The following is a 21,681-nucleotide window of genomic DNA, read 5'->3' on the forward strand; positions in this document are numbered from 1 at the left end:
TTTAGAGGAAGAGTCCGGGGCCCGGGCGACTTCCTTCGGGGAATCTGACGCCGACTTTGCCAATCTTGTTCCCGTCCATGACCGCGACGGTCCAGATGGTGTTGTTCCATTCCACCTGGTCGCCCACCACCGGTGCGCCGCCGACCTTCTGGGTAATGAAGCGGCTCAATGGCATGTCCGGGTCGATACCCTCCAGCTTGAGCCCGTACAGGGCCGAAACCGCGCCCAGCTGGGCGTCGCCCTCGAGAACGAAATCGCCGAAGAAGCGCAGGTCGAGGCCGCGTTGCGGTGCCTGGCTGAACAGTTTGCCCAGGGCCGGCAGGTTATGTTCGTGGCCGATCACACAGAGCAGATCGTCGACTTCAAGCACCGTACTACCCGACGGATGGAGCAGTTGCTGGCCACGGAACAGCGCGGCGATGCGCGTGCCTTCGGGCATTTTCAGCTCGCGCAGGGCTGCGCCGATGCACCATTTTTCTGCGCCCAGGCGATAGACGAACAGCTCCCACTCGCTGGTGACGTGGACTTCCAGCGCCGCTCGAGAGATCGGCGCCGGGTCAGGCGGGACGGTCACCTTGAGCAGCTTGGCCACCCACGGCAGGCTGGTGCCCTGCACCAGCAGCGACACCAGCACGATAAAGAAGGCCAGGTTGAAGTACAGCTGCGCATGGGGCAGGCCGGCCATCAGCGGGAACACCGCGAGGATGATCGGCACCGCGCCGCGCAGGCCGACCCAGGCGATAAAGGCTTTTTCGCGTCCGTGGAACGCCTTGAACGGCAACAGCCCCACCATCACCGACAGCGGCCGTGCGAACAGAATCATCCACAGCGCCAGGCCCAGGGCCGGCAAGGCGATGGGCAGCAGGTCATGGGGGGTGACCAAAAGGCCCAGTACCAGGAACATGCCGATCTGCGCCAGCCAGGCCATGCCGTCGAGCATATGCAAAATGCCATGGCGGCTGCGCACCGGGCGGTTGCCGATCACCAGGCCGCACAGGTACACGGCCAGGAAGCCGCTGCCGTGCAGGGCGTTGGTCAGGGCGAAGACGAACAGGCCGCCGGCGATCACCAAAATCGGGTACAGGCCGTTGGCCAGGTTGATGCGATTGACCAGCTGCAGCATCAGCCAGCCGCCGCCGAGACCCACCAGGCCACCGATGCCGAACTCGCGGATAAGGTGCGTGAGCAGGCTCCAGTGCAGGCCGGTCTGGCCGCTGGCGAGCATGTCGATCAGGGTGACGGTAAGGAACACCGCCATCGGGTCGTTGCTGCCGGATTCGATTTCCAGGCTGGCGCTGACCCGTTCGTTGAGACCCTTGCCGCCCAGCAGCGAGAACACCGCTGCGGCGTCCGTGGAGCCGACGATGGCGCCAATCAGCAAGCCCTGGATGATATTGAGGTCGAACAGCCAGGCCGCGGCCATGCCCGTGAGGCCGGTGGTAATCAACACCCCCACCGTAGCCAGGGACAAGGCCGGCCACAGCGCCACGCGGAAACTCGCCACCCGTGTGCGCAACCCGCCGTCGAGCAGGATCACGGCCAGGGCGAGGTTGCCCACCAGGTAGGCGGTCGGGTAGTTATCGAAAATGATGCCGCCGCCATCGACCCCGGCGGTCATGCCTACGGCCAGGATGATCACCAGGATCGGGATGCCCAGGCGGGACGAAAGGGAACTCACCAGAATGCTCGCACTCACCAGCAACGCGCCGATCAAGAACAGGCTGTTGATGGTCGTCGCATTCAAAGGCAGTACTCCAGAGCAGGGAAGACGGGGCGCAAACTGACCATGCAGTCTGCGTGCCAGCGATTCTAACCTGTTGAATTGCTGCACTGTCAAAAAGCTTTTTCTGAATTTTCGCAGAAGCAAATGTGGGAGGGGGCTTGCCCCCGATAGCGGTGGGTCAGCCACAGATAAGTTGACTGATATACCGCAATCGGGGGCAAGCCCCCTCCCACATTCAAAGCATTTTAAAGTGCAGTCAGTTAGAGACGGAAGCGGCCTACCATGCCGTTCAGGTCCACTGCCAGGCGCGACAATTCACTGCTCGCGGCGCTGGTCTGGCTGGCGCCCGTAGCGGATTGCACCGACAGATCGCGAATGTTCACCAGGTTGCGGTCCACTTCCCGCGCCACCTGGGCCTGTTCTTCCGCCGCGCTGGCGATGACGAGGTTGCGCTCGTTGATCTCGACAATCGCGGTGTTGATGGTATCCAGCGACATGCCCGCGCCTTTGGCGATGTTCAGCGTCGATTCGGCCCGCTCGGTGCTGTTGCGCATCGAATCCACCGCATGCTCGGTACCCGTCTGGATGCTGCCGATCATGCGCTCGATCTCGCTGGTGGACTGCTGGGTGCGGTGGGCCAGGGCCCGCACTTCATCGGCCACTACGGCGAAACCGCGCCCGGCTTCCCCGGCCCGCGCGGCTTCAATTGCCGCGTTCAGGGCCAGCAGGTTGGTCTGGTCGGCCAGGCCGCGAATCACGTCGAGCACCTTGCCGATATCCCGCGATTCATTGGCCAGGTCGCCAATCAGCGAGGCGGTGGCTTGCACGTCGGCGCTCATGCGTTCGATGGCGCTGACGGTTTCCTGCACCAGGTCACGGCCATCGCCGGCTGAGGTGGTGGCGTTGCGCGAGGCCTCGGACGTGCTCACCGCATTGCGGGCAACTTCTTCCACAGCGCTGGTCATCTCGTTGACGGCGGTGGCGGCTTGTTCGATTTCATTGTTTTGTTGGGTCAGGCCGCGGGCGCTTTCGTCGGTGACGGCGTTCAGCTCCTCGGCAGCGGAGGCCAACTGCGTGGCGGAGCCGGCGATGCGCTGCAGGGTGTCGCGCAGCTTGTTTTGCATCTTGGCCATGGCCGCGAGCAGGCGGCCGGCTTCGTCGTTGCCGTCTACGGTGATCGGGCGCGTGAGGTTGCCTTCGGCGACTTCTTCCGCGGCTTCGAGGGCGCGAGCGATGGGTAGGGTAATGCTGCGGGTCAGCAACCAGGCAAACAGTACAGTCAGCCCCGTGGCAACCACCAGCAGGCCCACTACCAGGTCAAAGGCCATGTCGTATTGGTCTTTGGCTTGCTGGTTGGTGGCGTTGGCATCGTCGTTATTGATATCCAGCAAACGGGTCAATACAGCGTTGACTTGCTCGGAGTTGCTCAGCAACTCGGTGTTCAGCAGGTTGCGCAGCTCGTCGATCTGATTGGCGCGTGACAGGCTCTTCATGCGCTCTTCAATCTGGTGATACTGGCCCAGCAGGCGCACGTATTCGTCATAGGCGTTGCGTTCTTGCGTGCTGGTGATGAGTTTTTCGTAGACGCCCTGGGCCGAGCGAATCTGCTGATTGCGCAGCTCAAAGGCTTCCAGGGTTTTTTGCTGCACATCCGGCTCGCGGTTGGTCAGCAGGCGGTACGACAACACGCGCAAGCGCAGGGTCAGCTGGGTGAACTCGTCGAGGGCGCGAATGCTGGGCACGCTGGATAAGGTAATGTCTTCGGCGGCTGCGCGAATCTTGCTCATCTGGTTGAGCGCGAACACACCGAGCAACAACATCAGGGCGCCAATAAACGCAAAGCCGAGGAAGGCCCTCGGAGCGATATTCATATTACGAAGTGACATGCTGGAATCCTGGGGGAAAGCGCGATCCATGCGGCCGTGAGACGAGGTGTGCATCTGCTATCGGCCACGCGACTAAAGTCTTAAAGGGCTGCGCGCTTTTGTCGCACCTGACGAGGGGTTGGACGGATTCAGGAACCAGATCGGGTAAATGCAGTCACTAAGGCTCGAAAGTGCAGCCCGGCCCCTGAATAATCGGGCTGCGCGCCGGGGATAACCCTGGCATCCGAGGTGAATTTTCTTTATCGTCACCGCCCTTTTTAAATGCCCGAGAAATCAAAATGTTAGAAGCATCCCTTAGCCAATTGGAACAACTGGTCAGCGACCTCGTACAGCAGAATCAAGAGTTGCTGGGCAGCAACGAATCCCTCAAGGCCGAACTGGCCCGTGCCAAGGATGAAAACGACAGCCTGCAACTGAACCTGATGGAGCAGGAAGAAAAGCACGGCGCCACCGCCGCTCGCATCCAGGCGCTGGTTGAGCGTGTGAGCGCAGGGCCTGTCAGCGCATGAATGAGGGGATAAAGGTCGTTTCGATTCTCGGAGAGGATTACTCGATCAAGGCACCGGCCGGCGAAGATCAGACCCTGATGCATGCCGTGACCATGCTCAAGGCCTCCCTGGCGGTTACCAAGAAAAAGTACCCGACCCTGATCGGTGACAAATTATTGGTATTGGCCGCGCTGAACCTGTGCGCCGAACAGATCGAAATGCAGCAGGCGCACCAGCAGGAACTCGACCGTTACCAAGAGCAAGTCAGCGCCACGGTCGATGTGATTTCCAAGGTGATTGGGCAGCCTTAGAACCAGTCGTCTTGCATCCCCAGGCACGTATCGTCGCGTGCCTCCAGAATCGCCAGTTCATGATGGCAGCCTGGTACTTCCCAAGTCAGGAAGTACCGGGCGGCCTGGAGCTTGCCCTTATAGAAGGCCACATCGGCAGCATTGCCCTTGACCAGCCCTTCTTCGGCGCGGATCGCTTGTTCCAGCCAGCGCCAGCCGATCACCGTATGCCCGAACACTTTCAAGTACAGCGCCGAGTTCGCCAGGCTGCTGGTGACCTTGCCTTGGGCGAGGTCGGTCAGCAGGCCGATCGTGACGCTTTGCAACCGGTTGACCAGTTGCTCCAAGGGTGCGCGTAGCGCCGTGAGCGACGGGTACTGCTGCGCCCGTGCACCAGTCTCGGCGATCAAGCGAATCAACTGTTTCAAACCGGCTCCCCCGTTCTGCGCCAGTTTGCGCCCGAGCAGGTCCAGGGACTGGATACCGTGAGTGCCCTCATGGATCGGGTTCAAGCGGTTGTCACGGTAGTACTGCTCCACCGGGTATTCGCGGGTGTAACCGTGCCCGCCGAGGATCTGGATCGCCAGTTCGTTGGCCTTGAGGCAAAACTCCGACGGCCAGGATTTGACGATAGGCGTGAGCAGGTCGAGCAGTTCGTGGGCTTGCTTGCGTTCGGCGTCGGCAGGCAGGGTGGTGGTGTCGTCGAACAGCCGCGCCGCGTACAGGCCGAGGTCGAAGGCGCCTTCCACATAGGCTTTCTGGGTCAGCAGCATGCGCTTGATGTCGGCATGCTCGATGATCGACACCGGTGCGGTGCCCGGGTCCTTGCTGTCCGGCAGGCGGCCCTGGGGGCGTTCGCGGGCGTAGTCCAGGGAGTACAGGTAGCCGGCGTAACCGAGCATCACTGCGCCCATGCCCACGCCGATGCGCGCCTCGTTCATCATCTGGAACATATAGCTCAGGCCCTGATGAGGTTTGCCCACCAAATAGCCGACACAGTTGCCGTGATCGCCGAAGTTAAGCGCGGTGGAGGTGGTGCCGCGCCAGCCCATCTTGTGAAACAGCCCGGCCAGCAGCACATCGTTGCGAGCGCCGAGGCTACCGTCATCGTTGACCAGGAACTTAGGCACGATAAACAGCGAAATACCTTTCACGCCGGCAGGGGCATCGGGCAGCTTGGCCAGCACCATGTGCACGATGTTTTCCGACAGCGAGTGGTCGCCGCCGGAGATGAAGATCTTGTTGCCCTTGAGTCGATAACTGCCGTCAGCCGCAGGTTCGGCGCGGGTACGAATATCCGACAGGGATGAACCAGCATGGGGCTCGGTCAGGGCCATGGTGCCGAAGAAACGTCCGTCGATCATCGGTTGCAAGAAGCGTTGTTTCTGCTCTTGGGTGCCGAAACTTTCGATCAGGTTGGCGGCGCCCATGGTCAGGAACGGGTAGGACGTTGACGCGGCGTTGGCCGATTGAAAGTGGGCAAAGCAGGCTTGGGACAGCAAGGTCGGCAACTGCATGCCACCTGCCTCGAAACTGCGGGCTGCATTAAGGAAACCGGCCTCCAGGAAGGCGTCCACGGCGGGTTTGACCTCCGGAATCAGGATAGCCTGGCCGTCTTCATAGCGTGGTTCGTTTTCGTCGTTCTTGCGATTGTGGGGGGCGAAGTACTTTTCTGCGATGTTGCGCGCGGTGCTGATGGCTGCATCGAAGGTTTCGCGATTGTGTTCGGCAAACCGCTCGCGCTGGGTCAGGCCCTCGGCATCGAGGACTTCATACAGCTCGAAAGCCAGGTTGCGGGAACTGAGCAGCGACTCGGACATGGCGGCTTACCTTTGGAGGAATTGGCCTGAGTCTAGGTGCGCGAATAGAGACTGGATAGCAAGATTGATTTAAGTGATGGAGGGGCAGAACAAGAGAGGGGGCGTTGTGAACGCGGTCAGTGTGGGAGCTGGCTTGCCTGCGATAGCGGTGGGTCAGCAACAGAGGTGTCGGCTGGCATTGCCCTATCGCAGGCAAGCCAGCTCCCACATTCTTACCGTGTTGGGTCAGTTAGCCGATGGTCATCAAGCTGGCGTTACCGCCTGCCGCAGCAGTGTTAACGCTCAACGCACGCTCGATCACCAGACGCTCCAGCGCAATCGCCGTTTCGCCTTGCGACAGGCCATGCACCCCGACAATCGCCCCACCACGCTGCGCCACTTGCTGGCACACCGCACGCAATTGGTCGGAATCACCGTGGTGCAGGACGGCGTCGAATACCACGTCGTCCTTGGTCCAGTCGGCCACACGCTTGATCTTCGCCTGAATATCCTTCGGCAGGCGTGCGAACAACGCCTTGGTCAGCTCGGTTTCCGGCCATACCGCCGAACCGCCTACCGCCAGTACCGCCGCCAGCTGGGTCAGCAGATCACCTTCCACTTCAGCCAGGCACAGCACGTGCTCGCGGGGCAGGATGGCGTAGCTGTTGCGCTCGCCGGTCGGGCCGGCCAGTTGGCGGGTAATACCGCTCTGGGACTGCGCGGCGAACTGGGTGCACAGCGCGCTCAGTTCACTGAACTTGTGGCTGTCGGCCCAGGACTTCAGAGAGGTCAGCGCTTGGCTCATGGCATCGCGCAGGCGCACATCGGGTGCAGCCAACTTGTCGCCACGTACGAAGGATTGCTCGATCGCATCGGTAGGACGAGTCGACAGCAGTCGGTACAGGTAAAGCGGGCCGCCGGCTTTCGGGCCAGTGCCCGACAGGCCTTCGCCACCGAACGGTTGCACGCCGACCACGGCACCCACAATGTTGCGGTTGACGTAGACGTTGCCGGCATTGACGTTGTCGATCACCTTGGCGATGGTCTCGTCGATGCGGGTGTGCACGCCCAGGGTCAGGCCGTAGCCCGACGCGTTGATCTGGCCGATCAGTTGGTCGATCTCTTTGCGCTTGTAGCGCACCACGTGCAGCACCGGGCCGAAGATTTCCCGTTGCAACTCGTCGAAGCTTTCCAGCTCGATCAGGGTTGGCGTCACGAAGGTGCCGCGCTTGATCTCTTCGCCGTCGGCAATCGCCACCTGGTACACGGTGCGGCCTTTGTCGCGCATGGCCTGGATGTGTTTCTCGATGCCGGCCTTGGCTTCAGCGTCGATCACTGGGCCGATGTCCACCGACAGACGCTCAGGGTTGCCCAGGCGGCATTCAGCCATGGCGCCCTTGAGCATTTCGATCACGCGGTCTGCCGAATCTTCCTGCAGGCACAGCACGCGCAGGGCCGAGCAGCGTTGGCCGGCGCTGTCGAAGGCCGAGGACACCACGTCGATCACCACCTGTTCAGTCAGTGCCGACGAGTCAACGATCATTGCGTTCTGGCCACCGGTTTCGGCGATCAATGGGATCGGGCGACCCTGGGCGTCCAGGCGCCCGGCGACATTGCGTTGCAGCAGGCGCGCAACCTCGGTGGAACCGGTGAACATCACGCCTTTGACGCGATCATCACCCACCAGGCGGGCACCGACGCTTTCGCCCTGGCCCGGCAGCAGTTGCAGCACGCCTTCCGGAATACCGGCTTCGAGCAGGATGCGCACGGCTTGGGCGGCAACCAGCGGGGTTTGTTCGGCAGGCTTGGCCAGTACCGGGTTACCGGCAGCCAATGCCGCAGCAACCTGGCCGCTGAAGATCGCGAGCGGGAAGTTCCACGGGCTGATGCATACCACCGGGCCCAGTGGGCGATGGGCATCATTGGTGAAATCGTTGCGCGCCTGTACCGCGTAGTAACGCAGGAAGTCCACGGCTTCACGCACTTCGGCGATGGCGTTGGCGAAGGTTTTACCGGCTTCGCGGGCCAGCAAGCCCATCAGCGGCTGGATCTCGCCTTCCATCAGGTCGGCGGCACGCTCCAGGATCGCGGCGCGTTCGGCGGGCGGGGTGGCCTGCCAGATCGGCGCGGCGCTGATCGCGCATTGGATCGCGTTGTCGACGTCTTCGACGGTGGCTTCCTGGACGTGGCCGACTACATCACGCAGGTCGGAGGGGTTCAGCACTGGCTGTGCCGCTTCCTGGCTGGAAGCGCAACCGAGCATCGGCGCGGCTTTCCAGTTGTTGTGCGCGGTAGCCAGCAGGGCGCAGGACAGCGACGCCAGGCGGTGTTCGTTGGCCAGGTCGATACCGGCCGAGTTGGCGCGGTCGCTGCCATAGAGGTCACGCGGCAGCGGGATACGCGGGTGCGGCAAGCCGAAGCCGCCTTCCAGCGTGGCCATCTGCTCGATGCTGGCCACTGGATCGGCCACCAGCTCCTGGATCGAGATGGATTGGTCGGCGATACGGTTGACGAACGAAGTATTGGCGCCGTTTTCCAGCAGGCGGCGTACCAGGTAGGCCAGCAGCGTTTCGTGGGTACCGACTGGCGCGTATACGCGGCACGGACGGTTCAGCTTGCCTTCGGAGACCTTGCCTACTACCTGCTCGTACAACGGTTCACCCATGCCGTGCAGGCATTGGAACTCGTACTGGCCGGGGTAATAGTTCTGGCCGGCGATATGGTAGATGGCCGACAGGGTGTGGGCGTTGTGCGTGGCGAACTGCGGGTAGATGGCTTCCGGCACCGACAGCAGTTTGCGTGCACAGGCAATGTAGGAAACATCGGTGTACACCTTGCGGGTGTACACCGGGTAGCCTTCCAGGCCCTCGACCTGGGCGCGCTTGATTTCGCTGTCCCAGTACGCGCCTTTTACCAGGCGGATCATCAGGCGATGGCGGCTGCGGCGGGCAAGGTCGATGACGTAGTCGATCACATACGGGCAACGCTTCTGGTAAGCCTGGATCACAAAACCGATGCCGTTCCAGCCAGTCAGTTGCGGCTCGAAGCACAGGCGCTCGAGCAGGTCCAGGGACAGCTCCAGGCGGTCGGCTTCTTCGGCGTCGATGTTCAGGCCGATGTCGTATTGCTTGGCCAGCAAGGTCAGCGACAGCAGGCGCGGGTACAGCTCGTCCATCACACGTTCGTACTGTGCACGGCTGTAGCGCGGGTGCAGGGCAGAAAGCTTGATGGAGATGCCCGGGCCTTCATAAATCCCGCGGCCATGGGAGGCTTTGCCGATGGAGTGAATGGCTTGTTCGTACGAGGCCAGGTACTTCTGGGCATCGTGTTCGGTGAGTGCGGCTTCACCGAGCATGTCGTAGGAATAACGGAAGCCTTTGGCTTCGAACTTGCTCGCATTGGCCAAGGCTTCGGCGATGGTTTCGCCGGTGACGAACTGCTCACCCATCAGGCGCATGGCCATGTCGACGCCCTTGCGGATCATCGGCTCGCCGCTCTTGCCGATGATGCGGCTCAGGGACGAGGTCAAGCCCGCCTCATTATGGGTAGCGACCAGTTTGCCGGTCAGCAGCAGGCCCCAGGTGGCGGCGTTGACGAACAGCGACGGGCTGTTACCCAGGTGCGGCTGCCAGTTGCCGGTGCTGATCTTGTCGCGGATCAGCGCGTCACGGGTGCCTTTGTCCGGGATGCGCAGCAGCGCTTCGGCCAGGCACATCAGTGCCACGCCTTCCTGGGACGACAGGGAAAATTCTTGCAGCAGGCCCTGGACGATACCGGCACGGCCACCGGCGCTCTTCTGATTGCGCAGTTTTTCGGCAATCGAGGCGGCCAGTTTGTTGGTGGCTTCGGCCATTTCGGCCGGCAGGCGCGCCTGCTCGATCAACATCGGTACCACTTCCGGCTCCGGGCGGCGGTAAGCGGCGGTGATCGAGGCGCGCAGGACCGATTGCGGCAGGATGCTTTCGGCGAACTCCAGGAAGCATTGATGGGCGTGGTCAGCCTGGATTTCGCCAGCGTCTTCGGCGTCTTTGCTACCCGAGCCATTGAGCTCGGACAGGGTTGCACCACCCTCGAGTTTCTCCAGGTAATTGAAAATCGCCTGCTTGATCAACCAGTGCGGCGTGCGATCAATGGAGGTCGCGGCGGCCTTAAGGCGTTCGCGGGTCGGGTCGTCGAGTTTGACCCCAAGGGTGGTCGTTGCCATCTTTTTATCCTCATGGGTGCCACTACCGAGTGGCATCTGCTGGCGGCAAGATTAGCTTTGCCTATGCGCAGGTGCAACCGGGTGCAACCCTTTTGTTCAGGAAATTTTCGACGGTTGATCGGAAAAAATAGAGTCCACGGCCGAATCCGCTTTGCATTGGTGCATTTGCTTCTGAGATCCGCTGTTCTTGCTCCGAAAAGGAGCAAAAACAGGGCGTTTGTCCAGAAACATACTTGGGTGCAACTTATTCGAAAGAAACTGGTTGCACCTTATTTGCTTTGTTGAATAGCATTCGCGCACCAAGGTGCAACCATCTTTAGGGTATGGTTCATCGGCTGGCGGCTTTCCTGGGGAAACGCCAGTCATAAATGCGCGGCACTCAGGCTCGTCTATCCGGTAATTCGCGGGTGGCCGTCCGAATGACCGTCGCTACATAAAAACAAAGCCAGGGCGTCACTCCTATGAGCGTTAGTAATCCAACCCTGATCACGTTCGTGATCTACATCGCAGCAATGGTGCTGATCGGCCTGATGGCCTATCGCTCCACCAACAACCTTTCCGATTACATCCTCGGCGGTCGCAGCCTCGGTAGCGTGGTGACAGCCTTGTCAGCCGGTGCTTCCGACATGAGCGGCTGGTTGTTGATGGGCTTGCCGGGCGCGATCTACATGTCTGGCCTGTCGGAAAGCTGGATTGCCATCGGCCTGATTGTCGGTGCCTACCTCAACTGGTTGTTCGTGGCCGGTCGCCTGCGGGTGCAGACCGAACACAACGGCGACGCCCTGACGCTGCCGGATTACTTCTCCAGTCGCTTCGAAGATAAAAGCGGCCTGCTGCGGATCATCTCCGCCGTGGTGATCCTGGTGTTCTTCACCATCTACTGCGCCTCCGGCATCGTCGCCGGCGCCCGCCTGTTCGAAAGCACCTTCGGCATGCCGTACGAGACTGCGCTGTGGGCCGGTGCTGCAGCGACCATTGCCTACACCTTCATCGGTGGTTTCCTGGCGGTCAGCTGGACCGACACCGTACAAGCCACGCTGATGATCTTCGCGCTGATCCTGACGCCGATCATCGTGCTGCTGGCGACCGGCGGTATAGACACCACCTTCCTGGCCATCGAAGCCAAGGACCCGACCAACTTCGACATGCTGAAGAACACCACCTTCATCGGCATCATCTCGCTGATGGGCTGGGGCCTGGGTTACTTCGGCCAGCCGCACATCCTTGCGCGTTTCATGGCGGCGGATTCGGTAAAGTCGATCGCCAAGGCACGTCGCATTTCCATGACCTGGATGATCCTGTGCCTGGGCGGCACCGTGGCAGTGGGTTTCTTCGGTATCGCCTACTTCTCGGCGCATCCGGAAGTGGCAGGCCCGGTGACCGAAAATCCTGAGCGTGTGTTTATCGAACTGGCCAAGATCCTGTTCAACCCATGGGTTGCCGGTGTCCTGCTGTCCGCCATCCTCGCGGCTGTCATGAGTACCCTGAGCTGCCAGTTGCTGGTGTGTTCCAGCGCCCTGACCGAAGACTTCTACAAGGCGTTCCTGCGTAAAGGCGCTTCCCAGCTCGAGCTGGTATGGGTCGGTCGCATCATGGTGCTGGTAGTGGCCTTGATCGCCATCGCCATGGCCGCCAACCCGGAAAACCGCGTACTGGGCCTGGTCAGCTACGCCTGGGCCGGTTTCGGTGCAGCCTTCGGCCCGGTGGTGCTGATCTCGGTGATCTGGAAACACATGACCCGCAACGGCGCACTGGCCGGCATCCTGGTCGGCGCGATTACCGTGATCGTGTGGAAGCACTTCGAGCTGCTGGGCCTTTACGAAATCATCCCTGGCTTCATCTTCGCCAGCCTGGCGATCTACTTCGTGAGCAAGATGGGCGCACCGACTGCGGGTATGGTCGAGCGCTTTGATGCGGCGGAAAAAGACTACAACCTCAACAAGTAATTCCTTGGGCGTTTAACGCCTGCTGAACGAGTGAAAAAGGCCCGCGTCCTGAGGATGTCGGGCCTTTTTTCATGCCTGCCCTCGGTTGCTGACGAATGAAGCCAAGGGTAGGACCTTACTGATTTGCCTGCGATGAGTCCTGGCCGGCAACAAGCTGGTGCAGAATCGGCCGCCCACCCTTCGCAGAGAAACACCGGATGTTCGCTCCTGCCAATCAAAGTGCATTTACCCTGGCCCTTGATGGGGTGCCCAGCGACTTAAAGGTGTTCAGGTTCAGCGGCACCGAGGCCATCAGCCAGCCTTACCGTTTTGAACTTGAGCTGGTCAGCGAGCAACCGGATCTTGATTTGGAGGGCTTGCTGCATTGCCAGGCGTACTTGGGTTTCAATGAGCAGGGCCATGGTGTTCACGGCTTGGTCTATCGGGTCGCCCAGGGCGATTCCGGGCGACGCCTGACGCGTTACCAGCTCAGCCTGGTGCCCCACCTGGCGTACCTGGCGCACAGCAGCCAGCAGCGTATTTTCCAGCATAAGACGGTGCCGCAGATTGTTGCGCAGGTGTTGGTGGGGCAAGGGATTCAAAGCGATCGCTTCGAGTTCCGGCTCAGCGGCCATTACCCTGAGCGCGAGTACTGCGTGCAGTTCGGCGAGACTGACCTGGCGTTCATCCAGCGGCTGTGTGCCGAACTGGGCATTCACTATCACTTCCAACATGCTTGCGAAGGGCACCTGCTGGTGTTTGGCGATGACCAGACCGTGTTCGCCCAGGCGGATCAGCCCACACCTTACCGACCCGGTTCGGGAATGGTTGCCGATACCCCCGCGATCAAGCGCTTTAAGCTGCAGCTGGCAACCCGTACCACGGCGGTCAATCTGCGCGATTATGATTTTCGCAAACCGCGCTTCGAGCTGGAAAACGCGGCCGGCGACGAACAGCTTCCAACGCTTGAAATGCAACAATTCCCCGGCCATTTTTCCGACCGGACCCATGGGAAGTATCTCGCCCAGCGTGGCTTGGAGCGGCACCGTAGTGACTATCGGGTTGCCTATGGCCAAGGTGACGAGCCGGCCTTGGCCAGCGGTCGGTTTCTGCAACTGCGGGACCACCCGTGCGAGGGCTGGAACGACTTGTGGCTGGTGACGCAAGTGACCCACGAAGGCAAGCAGCCCCAGGTACTGGAGGAAGCGGTCACCGAGGTGGCTGGGGGTGAATTTCGCCAGGGGTATCGCAATACATTTGCCGCCGCACCCTGGGATGCAGTCTTTCGCCCGCCCTTGCCTGAGCAGCCGCGCCCGAGTGTATCGGGTTATCAAAGCGCCGTGGTCACTGGCCCGGTGGGCAGTGAAATCCATTGCGACGAATACGGTCGGGTAAAGGTGCAACTGGCCTGGGACCGCGTAGGTGAGCACGACGAGCATTCCAGTTGCTGGTTGCGGGTCGCCAGCGGCTGGGCCCATGACCGCTATGGTGCGGTGCTGATCCCCAGGGTCGGCATGGAAGTGCTGGTGGGCTTCGTCAATGGCGACTTGGATATGCCGCTGGTGGTGGGCTGCCTGCCAAATGCCGCCACGCCGATGCCTCTCGATCTGCCGGCGGACAAGACCCGCAGCATATGGCGTAGCCAGAGCAGTCCGGGGGGTGGAGGCTACAACGAGTTGCGTATCGAAGACCGCAAGGGCGCCGAGGAGATCTACCTGCGCGCCCAGCGCGACTGGACCCAGCATGTGCTGAATGACCAGCAGGTGCGGGTCGATAACCGGCGTCGTGTGCGGGTGGGCGGTGAGTCGTACCATGAGTTGCAGGGCGAAGAGCAGCGCATCACCCATGGCAATCGCCTGACTGAACTCAAGCAGGATGATCATCTGGTGGTCGGCGGTTCGCAGCATATGCGTGCCGGGCAGACCATCCAGTTGGGGGCAGGGCAAAGCATCGTCATTGACGCGGGGGCCAGCGTGACCATTCAGGCAGGAGGGCAGTCGATCACGCTGTCGGCGGCCGGGATTTTCAGCAGTGTGCCGATCCAGCTCGGCGGGTCGCCTGCCCCAGCGGCGGCGCCATTGATGCCTGGGTTGAAGGAGACGTTGCTGGCAGTTATTCCGGCACCGTTAAGCCGCGTGCAAGTGGCCAGCCTGAAGCGCAGCGCGCCGTTTTGCGAAGAGTGTGAACGCTGCAAGAACGGGCAATGCGATATCAGCGCTCATGCACGGAGTTTGCCCTGATGGCAGCGCCTTTGACGCCCAGCGCCTGGCTGGCGCAGTACCCACTGCAACCGGATGAACAGATGTACGCCGTGCTGGGCAGTGCCAGCGATGCCCAGCCGTTTGCCGCCTGGCAAGTCATGGCGGCTGGGAAGCCACCACAACCGGTCTGGGCGGGCACGGCCTACGCCGATTGGAAGGACGTGATGCCTTACGTGGCTGTCGTCGAACCGGGCAGTGCCTTCCTTGATTGGGTCGCCGCTTCCCAGGCGTTGGATTGGGGCTGGCTGGCAGTGGCGTCCTGCTCGTTGGACGCTGTGATCGAGCATTTGAGGGGCTTGACTCAGGTGTACCTGCCCGAAAACCAGCCGGTATTTTTGCGCTTCTGGGACGGCGCGCAGTTTCTGCCGATCTTGCAGCACTTGGGTGACAAGGCCGGGCATGTGTTACCGGTGTTCCAGCGTTATCTGATCAACGGCCAGCCGCTGTCAGTGACGTCGCGCCCGGTCACGCAGGCCAGGGCCAGCCCCTGGTGGCAAGTGCCGGCACCATTACTGGCGCATTTGGCGCAGCAGTCACCGCAGATACTGGTCGACAACCTGCTGCAATGGCTCCAGGAGCAGCGCCCTGACCTGTATAGCGCGTTTACACCAGCCACCTTGCAGCACAAGGTCGCCTACTTCGCACGCGGGCCGGATATCAGCCCTGCTGTATTGGCGGACTACATCGCCGTGCAATTGAGTTGAGCGGACGGCTATAGCGTGTCATTCGTACCGCCCGCCTTGCGGCCCTGCACCTTTGCGCCGGTTGAAGGTAAACTTCGCCCCCTGCGCAGGAGCAACCATGAATTATCGTCACGCCTTTCACGCCGGCAACCACGCCGATGTCTTCAAACACCTGACCTTGACCCGCCTCATCGCCCTGATGTCGCGCAAGGAGCAGCCGTTCGCCTACCTCGATACCCACGCCGGCATTGGTCTGTACGACCTGCAGGGCGACCAGGCTAACCGCACCGGTGAATACCTCGAAGGCATCGCCCGCCTGTGGGGTGCCAGCGACCTGCCGCCGCTCACCGCTGACTACATGCGCGTGCTGCACGAGATGAACCCGGATGGCCAGTTGCGCTATTACCCGGGCTCGCCGGAGCTGGCCCGACGCCTCACGCGCCCACAGGATCGCGTGATGCTCAACGAAAAGCACCCGGAAGACGGCGTGCTGCTCAAGGACAATATGAAGGGTGATCGCCGCGTCAAAGTGCACCTGGGCGAAGGCTGGCATGTGCCACGGGCCTTGCTGCCGGTGCCGGAAAAACGCGCGCTGATGCTGATCGACCCGCCGTTTGAACAGCTCGATGAAATGCAGCGTTGCGCGGCGTCCCTCAAGGAAGCGGTCGGCCGTATGCGCCAGACGGTCGCGGCGATCTGGTACCCGGTGAAGGACCAGCGCATGTTACGCCGCTTCTACCAGGACCTGGCCGGCACCGGTGCGCCGAAGTTGCTGCGTGTGGAGCTGCTGGTGCATCCCCTGGACACCCCCAACACCCTGACCGGCTCGGGCCTGGCGATTGCCAACCCGCCGTGGGGCCTGGAAGAGGAATTGCGCGAGTTGCTGCCGTGGCTGTCCAAGAAACTTGGCCAGACCCAGGGTGGGTGGCAGATGGATTGGCTCATCGCCGAATAACCGATCTCAATCCAAACGCAGGACCAAATGTGGGAGCAGGCAAGCCAGCTCCCACATTTTGATTTGTGTTGCTTCCTAGATCGGGCAGGTCACGCCAGTGCCGCCGATCCCGCAGTAGCCCTGGGGATTCTTCGCCAGGTACTGCTGGTGATACGCCTCGGCGAAGTACACCGTCGGGGCCTCTTCGATTTCCGTGGTGATTTCACCCAGGCCGGCCTTGGTCAGTTCTTGCTGATAAGCCTCGGCACTGGCCTTGGCCGCCGCCAGTTGCTCCGGCGTGGTTGCATAGATCACCGAACGGTACTGGCTGCCAATGTCATTGCCCTGGCGCATGCCCTGGGTCGGGTTATGCAGTTCCCAGAACATCTTCAACAGGTCTTCATACTTGACCTTGGCCTGGTCATACACCACCAGCACCACTTCGCTGTGGCCGGTCAGGCCCGAGCAGACTTCTTCGTAGGTCGGGTTCGGCGTGAAGCCGCCGGCATAGCCGACCACCGTGCTGACCACGCCGTCGCGTTCCCAGAATTTACGTTCCGCACCCCAGAAACACCCCAGGCCGAAGATCGCAAAGCCAACGTCGTCGATGAAAGGGCCCAGCAGCGGGTTGCCGTTGACGTAATGAGTTTGCGGCAAGGCCATTGGGGTTTCACGGCCAGGCAGAGCTTGTTCTTGAGTAGGCAGCACGTTTTTGTTCACCAGAATTTCCGAGCGCAAGACCATGATCAGTCCTCTCGTCAGGTTGAGTAGCAGTAAATTGTCAGACAGCCAGTGTGCCCGAGTGTTACAGCGCTGTCAGGCGATTGGCCCACGTGGATAGCGTTTGAGCTTTTCCAGCAGCTCTGCACCGGGGATCGGCCGGTCGAACAGGTAGCCCTGGCCCACATCGCAGCGATGCCGGCGCAGGAAGGCCAATTGCTCGGCAGTCTCGATGCCTTCGGCCACCACCTTGAGCTTGAGGTTGTGGGCCATGGCGATTACCGCCGAGGTGATTTCCATGTCGTCCTGGTTATCCGGGATTTCGTGGATAAAGCTACGATCAATCTTAATGATGTCGATGGGGAATTTTTTCAAGTAGCTCAGCGACGAGTATCCGGTGCCGAAGTCATCCATGGCCAGGGTCAGGCCGAAGCTCTTGAGTTGGTCCAGTTGCAGACGCGTGTCTTCGGTGGCCTCCAGCAGTAAGCCTTCGGTCAGCTCCAGCTCCAGCAGGTTGGCCGGCAGTTGTTCTTCCTTGAGGATCGTGGCGATCGAGGCCACCAGGTCCGGGTCGGAAAACTGCTTGGGCGACAGGTTGATCGCCACCTGCAGATTGCCCAGGCCTGCGGCGCTCAACTGTCGGCTCATGCGACAGGCCTGGCGGGCGATCCATTTGCCGATGGGAATGATCAACCCGGTCTCTTCGGCCACGCTGATGAACTGGTCGGGGCGGATCATGCCCTTTTCCGGGTGATTCCAGCGCAGCAGCGCTTCCATGCCTAGCAAACGGCCGCTGCGCAGGCACAGCTTGGGCTGGTAGAACACGTCCAGCTCGTTCTGGGTCAGGGCGCGGCGCAGGTTGTTTTCCACGAACAGCTTGTAGCTGGCCTCGGCGTTCAAGGCTTCGGTAAATACCTGCACCTGGTGCTTGCCGTTGGCCTTGGCCTTGTGCAGGGCCAGTCCGGCGTTGCGCATCAGGGTTTGTGGGTCACGACCATGTAGAGGCGCGCAGGCCAGTCCTACGGAGCCGGTGACGCTGATCAGCTGGTTGTCGACGAACATTGGCTTGTCGAGGGTGGCCAGCAACTGGCAGGCCACCTGTTGGCCAGTCTCCAGGTCGGCATCGTCCAGCAGTACCGCGAACTCGTTACTGGCAAAGCGTGCCAGGCTGCCGCCGCTGCTCAAGCTGTTGCGCAGGCGGCGGGCCAGGCTGATCAGCAACTTGTCGCCGGTCTGGTGGCCGAGGCTGTCGTTGATGCGCTTGAAGTTGTCGATGTCCACCAGCAGCAGGCTGATCGGGCTGTCGCTGTCGCGGGCAAAGCGTTCGTCGAGGTTGCGGATAAACGCCGGGCGGTTGCCCAGGTTGGTCAGGTTGTCGGTGTAGGCCAAACGTTCGATGCGCTGTTGCGCCAGCTTGGTCTGGGTGATGTCTTCGTAGATGCCGATGTAGTGGGTCAACTCGCGGTTGTCGCCGTACACCTTGGAAATCGACAGCTGGCCCCAGTAGGGTTCCAGGTTCTTGCGCCGGCTCTTGAACTCACCCTGCCAACTGTTGCTTCTGGCCAGGGCCGAGGGTGCGTCGAACAGCAATTCGCTGAGATTTTCCAGGGCCGGCAGTTGGGCCAGGCGATGGCCGTGGACTTCTTCGGCGCTGTACTGGGTGATCGCGGTGAAGCTGGGGTTGACGTACTCCACCACGCCGTCGCAGTTGACCAGCAGAAAGGCGTTGGCGCTTTGTTCCACTGCACGCTGGAACAGATGCAGGGCGCTGGTGGCGGTGCGGCGGTTGTGGTTGTTGATGACCTGGGCGAACTGGTCCGCCAACTCGCCGGCAAACGCGATCTCATCGGACTGCCACGCCCGTGAGCTGCCGCTTTGTTCCAGGCACAGCACGCCGACTACCTGGCCGTCGACCCGAATGCTGGCGTCGAGCATCGCGTGAATATCCTTGGCGCGCAGGCTTTCGGCCATTTCCCGGGTGCGCGGGTCACGCAGGGCATGAGTGGCGTCGATGGCGCGGCTGGAGTGCAGGGCTTCCAGGTAATCCGGGAAACCACTGGCGTCAATGGCGTCGGGCAGTCGGTACTGTTGATCGGCGCGGTGGTACGCCGAGATCGGCACCAGGCGCTGACCTTCCAGGTTCCAGATGCTGGCGCAATCGATCTGGTAGATGTCGCAGGCGCTGCGGGTAATCAGCTCGGCGGCTTCGCGCAGCGAATTGGGCGTGGTGTAGCGCTGGCGCGCCAGCAGCAGGATCAACTCCTGCTGGGCGCGTACCCGCTCCAGGTGTTGCAGCTGTTCTTGCTGGGCACGCTGGTTGAGTTCCAGGGCGATCTGCAGGCGGCTGTTCTGGTTTTCCAGGTCGCCAGTCGGGGCGGACGCGGTGGTATCGCTGAACAGCCCGTCGACCACCATCAGGTAGCCACGCAGCAAATGGCGGTTGTGTTGTTTGTAGGCCTCGCCCATTTCCAGCAGGCTCATCGGGCCGTCATGGGTGTGCAGGGTATAGCGCACCAGGTAATGGGGGCTGTGGGTCAGTTGCTGCTGGATTGCGTCGTGCAGCTGATAGCGGGCCTGGGGCTCCATCAGGCTGGCGTAGGGCGTGCCGATCAGGGCACAGAGTTCCACCGCTGGCAGGCCGAACTGGCGCTCGCAATTGGGATCGAGGTACAGCAGGGCCCAGCTTGCCTCATTAAGCCGCTCGAAACGCAGCATACCGAGGCGCGAAGGCACCGGTAATTGCGTCACTACCTCGGCCGCCATACGGGCGACATCGGGTTGGCTTTTCATGGGGAAACTCGCTTGGGAAAATGCGCGTGGCGCCCGGCTCACGCCCTCTTTACTGTCGCCTGCGGCAAGGTTGCATCATGCGGCACGCACTGACAAGAGAGGATGAAGGCTAAGTGCTATAAGGCAGTTATCGGCCGTGCGGGGGATTTCTGCAATCGAAGTGACAGAAGGTGTACAAACCTGTTCTGTGCGTACACCGAGCGCACAAAAAAAGCCCCGCCAAGCGGCGGGGTTGAGGTACGAGCGTGGCGCTCGGAAATCGGTGCGGCAAGGGCCTTCCCAGTGAAAGGAAGGCCCTGCGGCTTACAGCAGGATGGTGCGGATGTCGTTCAGCAACTGGCTCAGGCGCTGGGTGAAGCGTGCCGCCGCGGCGCCGTTGATCACACGGTGATCGTAGGACAGCGACAGTGGCAGCATCAGCTTCGGCTGGAACGCTTTGCCGTCCCACACAGGCTGGATGGTGGCCTTGGAAACACCCAGGATCGCCACTTCCGGCGCGTTGACGATTGGCGTAAAGCCAGTGCCGCCAATGTGACCAAGGCTGGAGATGGTAAAGCATGCGCCCTGCATGTCATCCGGGGTGAGCTTCTTGTCGCGGGCCTTGGCAGCCAGTGCAGCGGCTTCGGCAGCGAGTTGCAGCAGGCTCTTCTGGTCAACGTTCTTGATGACCGGCACCAGCAGACCATCCGGGGTGTCGACCGCAAAACCGATGTGCACGTATTTCTTGCGGATGATCGCCTTGCCACTTGGCGCCAGCGAGGCGTTGAAGTCCGGCAGTTCCTTGAGCAGGTGCGCGCACGCCTTGAGCAGCAGTGGCAGCACGGTCAGTTTCACGCCAGCCTTTTCGGCCACAGCTTTCTGCGCAACGCGGAAAGCTTCCAGGTCGGTGATGTCGGCCTGGTCGAACTGGGTCACGTGCGGGATGTTCAGCCAGCTCGCGTGCAGGCCGGCCGCGCCGATTTGCATCAGGCGGGTCATCGGCACTTCTTCGATTTCGCCGAAGCGGCTGAAGTCCACGGTACGGATCGGCGGAATGCCCGAACCACCGGTAGCGCCACCGGCAGCCGGCGCTTCCTTGGCTTTTTGCATCATGGCCTTGACGTAGACCTGCACGTCTTCCTTCAGCACGCGACCGTGAGGGCCAGTGGCCGACACAGCATTGAGCTCAACGCCGAACTCACGGGCCAGTTGACGCACGGCAGGACCGGCATGCACCTTGGCACCGCTTGGCGCAGGTGCGGCAGCAGCAGGGGCGGGGGCGGCCTCGGCTTTTGCCGCAGGTGCAGGGGCGGCAGCAGCCGGAGCCGCTTCAGCCTTGGCCGCTGGTGCGGCAGCCGGTGCAGGTGCGGCGGCAGGTGCAGGTGCGGCGGCAGGTGCAGCGCCTTGTACTTTCAGCTTGAGAATGAAGTCACCGGTGCCGACTTCGTCTTCCAGCTTGACCGCGATGCTTTCCACCACGCCAGCAGCCGGCGAAGGAATTTCCATGGAGGCCTTGTCGGACTCCAGGGTGATCAGCGACTGGTCAGCTTCGACGGTGTCGCCGACCTTGACCAGCAACTCGATGATCTTGGCCTTGCCCGACGAGCCGATGTCCGGGACGTGAATGTCCTGGACGGTGGCGGCGGCAGGTTCAGCAGCCGCAGCGGCAGGCGCTTCGGCTGGCTTCTCAGCTGGCTTTTCAGCGGGTGCTGGCGCAGCAGCGGCAGCAGGGGCCGCCGCCGCAGGGGCTGCATCAGCAGCACCTTCGATTTCCAGTTCCAGCAGTTCGTCACCCTCTTTCAGGCGGTCGCCCAGCTTCACTTTCAGGCTCTTGACCACGCCGGCCTTGGGAGCAGGGATTTCCATGCTCGCCTTGTCCGATTCCAGGGTCAGGATGCTCTGGTCGGCTTCGACGGTGTCGCCGACCTTCACAAACAGCTCGATTACTTCACCTTCACCGCTGCCGATGTCAGGTACGCGAATGAGTTCGCTCACAAAA

The 21,681-nt window shown here is 61.6% G+C and carries 13 protein-coding genes and 1 pseudogene; 6 read left to right on the forward strand and 8 right to left on the reverse strand.

Translation table 11 applies throughout. The features are described 5' to 3' along the window. Position 1 precedes the first annotated feature (1 nt). The 3 genes and pseudogenes from TU73_RS01675 to TU73_RS29550 all read right to left on the reverse strand — a co-directional run. Positions 2–1,744 carry a potassium/proton antiporter gene (locus TU73_RS01675; RefSeq protein WP_005784108.1) on the reverse strand — a complete coding sequence of 581 codons (1,743 nt, stop codon included), beginning with the start codon at positions 1,742–1,744 and terminating at the stop codon, positions 2–4. Positions 1,745–1,983: 239 nt separating this feature from the next. Further along, on the reverse strand, positions 1,984–2,856 hold the full coding sequence (locus tag TU73_RS29545) for a methyl-accepting chemotaxis protein (RefSeq protein WP_372804090.1): 873 nt from the start codon (positions 2,854–2,856) through the stop codon (positions 1,984–1,986). Positions 2,857–2,886: 30 nt separating this feature from the next. After that, positions 2,887–3,663 (reverse strand): annotated as a pseudogene (locus tag TU73_RS29550) (MCP four helix bundle domain-containing protein); the annotation flags it as partial. Between the two features lie 224 nt (positions 3,664–3,887). Here TU73_RS29550 and TU73_RS01685 point away from each other — a divergent pair. Both TU73_RS01685 and TU73_RS01690 read left to right on the forward strand, forming a co-directional pair. Beyond that, positions 3,888–4,118 carry a hypothetical protein gene (locus tag TU73_RS01685; protein ID WP_003187970.1) on the forward strand — a complete coding sequence of 77 codons (231 nt, stop codon included), beginning with the start codon at positions 3,888–3,890 and terminating at the stop codon, positions 4,116–4,118. Continuing rightward, a complete protein-coding gene (locus TU73_RS01690) occupies positions 4,115–4,408 on the forward strand; it encodes a cell division protein ZapA (RefSeq protein WP_043047201.1) in 294 nt (97 codons plus the stop codon). Before TU73_RS01685 ends, TU73_RS01690 begins: the two co-directional genes overlap by 4 nt. Here the strand turns inward: TU73_RS01690 and TU73_RS01695 are convergent. Next, entirely contained in the window at positions 4,405–6,207 is a 1,803-nt protein-coding gene (locus tag TU73_RS01695; RefSeq protein ID WP_057010684.1) for an acyl-CoA dehydrogenase, read from the reverse strand. The genes TU73_RS01690 and TU73_RS01695 overlap by 4 nt on opposite strands. A 229-nt stretch (positions 6,208–6,436) precedes the next feature. Next, positions 6,437–10,390 (reverse strand): trifunctional transcriptional regulator/proline dehydrogenase/L-glutamate gamma-semialdehyde dehydrogenase, encoded by a 3,954-nt coding sequence (gene putA, locus TU73_RS01700; RefSeq protein WP_057010685.1) that lies wholly within the window; start codon positions 10,388–10,390, stop codon positions 6,437–6,439. A gap of 461 nt (positions 10,391–10,851) precedes the next feature. Here putA and putP point away from each other — a divergent pair, with 461 nt between their 5' ends. From putP to TU73_RS01720, 4 genes are all read left to right on the forward strand, one after another. Then, on the forward strand, positions 10,852–12,336 hold the full coding sequence (putP, locus tag TU73_RS01705) for a sodium/proline symporter PutP (protein ID WP_057010686.1): 1,485 nt from the start codon (positions 10,852–10,854) through the stop codon (positions 12,334–12,336). Between the two features lie 197 nt (positions 12,337–12,533). Continuing rightward, positions 12,534–14,555 (forward strand): type VI secretion system Vgr family protein, encoded by a 2,022-nt coding sequence (locus TU73_RS01710; protein WP_057010687.1) that lies wholly within the window; start codon positions 12,534–12,536, stop codon positions 14,553–14,555. Next, a complete protein-coding gene (locus tag TU73_RS01715) occupies positions 14,555–15,280 on the forward strand; it encodes a DUF4123 domain-containing protein (protein ID WP_057010688.1) in 726 nt (241 codons plus the stop codon). Before TU73_RS01710 ends, TU73_RS01715 begins: the two co-directional genes overlap by 1 nt. A gap of 97 nt (positions 15,281–15,377) precedes the next feature. Further along, complete coding sequence (locus tag TU73_RS01720) at positions 15,378–16,214, forward strand: 23S rRNA (adenine(2030)-N(6))-methyltransferase RlmJ (protein ID WP_057010689.1); 837 nt, start codon at positions 15,378–15,380, stop codon at positions 16,212–16,214. A 75-nt stretch (positions 16,215–16,289) separates the two neighbouring features. On the opposite strand, the gene msrA is transcribed toward TU73_RS01720, so the two are convergent. The 3 genes from msrA to aceF all read right to left on the reverse strand — a co-directional run bounded on the left by msrA (position 16,290) and on the right by aceF (position 21,677). Then, positions 16,290–16,937, reverse strand: a complete 648-nt coding sequence (msrA, locus tag TU73_RS01725) for a peptide-methionine (S)-S-oxide reductase MsrA (protein ID WP_057010690.1) — start codon at positions 16,935–16,937, stop codon at positions 16,290–16,292. A 72-nt stretch (positions 16,938–17,009) separates the two neighbouring features. Further along, positions 17,010–19,703: a putative bifunctional diguanylate cyclase/phosphodiesterase gene (locus tag TU73_RS01730; protein ID WP_057010691.1), complete on the reverse strand. Its 2,694-nt coding sequence runs from the start codon at positions 19,701–19,703 to the stop codon at positions 17,010–17,012. A 303-nt stretch (positions 19,704–20,006) separates the two neighbouring features. Then, entirely contained in the window at positions 20,007–21,677 is a 1,671-nt protein-coding gene (aceF, locus tag TU73_RS01735; RefSeq protein WP_057010692.1) for a dihydrolipoyllysine-residue acetyltransferase, read from the reverse strand. Positions 21,678–21,681: the final 4 nt, after the last annotated feature.

The organism is Pseudomonas libanensis (assembly GCF_001439685.1).
GTDB classification, from domain to species: Bacteria; Pseudomonadota; Gammaproteobacteria; order Pseudomonadales; family Pseudomonadaceae; genus Aquipseudomonas; species Aquipseudomonas libanensis.

Bases quoted from the DNA above. Each gene is read 5' to 3' on its own strand.
- TU73_RS29545 (WP_372804090.1), bottom strand. From the start codon at position 2,856: ATGGCCAAGATGCAAAACAAGCTGCGCGACACCCTGCAGCGCATCGCC.
- TU73_RS01685 (WP_003187970.1), top strand. From the start codon at position 3,888: ATGTTAGAAGCATCCCTTAGCCAATTGGAACAACTGGTCAGCGACCTC.
- TU73_RS01690 (WP_043047201.1), top strand. From the start codon at position 4,115: ATGAATGAGGGGATAAAGGTCGTTTCGATTCTCGGAGAGGATTACTCG.
- TU73_RS01695 (WP_057010684.1), bottom strand. From the start codon at position 6,207: ATGTCCGAGTCGCTGCTCAGTTCCCGCAACCTGGCTTTCGAGCTGTAT.
- putA (WP_057010685.1), bottom strand. From the start codon at position 10,390: ATGGCAACGACCACCCTTGGGGTCAAACTCGACGACCCGACCCGCGAA.
- putP (WP_057010686.1), top strand. From the start codon at position 10,852: ATGAGCGTTAGTAATCCAACCCTGATCACGTTCGTGATCTACATCGCA.
- TU73_RS01710 (WP_057010687.1), top strand. From the start codon at position 12,534: ATGTTCGCTCCTGCCAATCAAAGTGCATTTACCCTGGCCCTTGATGGG.
- TU73_RS01715 (WP_057010688.1), top strand. From the start codon at position 14,555: ATGGCAGCGCCTTTGACGCCCAGCGCCTGGCTGGCGCAGTACCCACTG.
- TU73_RS01720 (WP_057010689.1), top strand. From the start codon at position 15,378: ATGAATTATCGTCACGCCTTTCACGCCGGCAACCACGCCGATGTCTTC.
- msrA (WP_057010690.1), bottom strand. From the start codon at position 16,937: ATGGTCTTGCGCTCGGAAATTCTGGTGAACAAAAACGTGCTGCCTACT.
- TU73_RS01730 (WP_057010691.1), bottom strand. From the start codon at position 19,703: ATGAAAAGCCAACCCGATGTCGCCCGTATGGCGGCCGAGGTAGTGACG.